The organism is Domibacillus sp. PGB-M46, from assembly GCF_022668875.1.
Classification (GTDB): Bacteria; Bacillota; Bacilli; order Bacillales; family Domibacillaceae; genus Domibacillus.
In genome coordinates this window covers 1-798 of the sequence record NZ_JAKGCR010000064.1, presented here as the reverse complement: position 1 = coordinate 798, position 798 = coordinate 1, and the positions used below count along the sequence as shown (strand labels likewise).

Here is a 798-nt window from a genome sequence, read left to right as displayed (position 1 = left end):
TATGGCGGCAGAATCAGATAGCCGTCTGCGCCTTTGTCTGCCGAAATCCGGGCCAGTTCCAGGGATGTTTGAATGTTGCCCCCTACACCTGTGTAAACCGGTACTTTTCCGCCGGCCACCGATACGGCAATTTCTATCATTGCTTCATATTCACCCTTGCTTAAGGATGGATATTCCGCTGCGGCACATGCGACAAAGATCGCCTCCAGCCCCTCATCCAGTAAATCCTGTACGTTCTGGGCCAGTGCCTGCTCATCCAGCTGATTGTTTTTGGTAAATGGTGCAATCGGGAATCCTAAAATTCCGGTCGGAGCCTGACGATTTTGGTTCATGGTATATCCCCCTTTTGTTGTTTGTTTTATTGTAAGACAAATTGATTTGCCAGTCAACTTTTAACTTTATTTTCTGAAAATTTAACTCGAAATGCCGGCTTTCTTCTGATAATATAGCAATTTGGATATAAAACAGCGGCCGGAAAATCATGCCTGAAAACGGTTGACAAACAAAACCATTTGTCTTACCATTGGACAAAATAAAACAATTTAAATTTTTACAAAAGGAGTGTTGCTTTTGGTAGCGAATATTTCTTAGAATTAGAGTAATTCATCATACACTTTTTGAAAGCGGTATCACATCATCGAATTCATGTGAAGGAAGTGTGTTTATGTCTATGAATGCGCAAGAAAAAATTCTGCCTTCTTCCCCGCCGATGCCCAGCGGCCAGAAAAAAACACGTGCCCGCTGGTTTATTGTTTTCATGCTGTTTCTTGTGACAGCGATTAACTATGCGGACCGGGC

2 protein-coding genes are annotated in these 798 nt (G+C 43.0%); one reads left to right on the top strand and one right to left on the bottom strand.

Annotated features, from left to right (window positions below):
- A partial coding sequence (locus L2D08_RS23585; RefSeq protein WP_242237997.1) for a dihydrodipicolinate synthase family protein occupies positions 1-332 on the bottom strand: 332 nt, incomplete at its 3' end.
- Positions 333-709: 377 nt separating this feature from the next.
- Here L2D08_RS23585 and L2D08_RS23580 point away from each other — a divergent pair.
- Positions 710-798 (top strand): hypothetical protein (locus L2D08_RS23580; protein WP_242237998.1); only part of this gene is annotated, 89 nt, incomplete at its 3' end.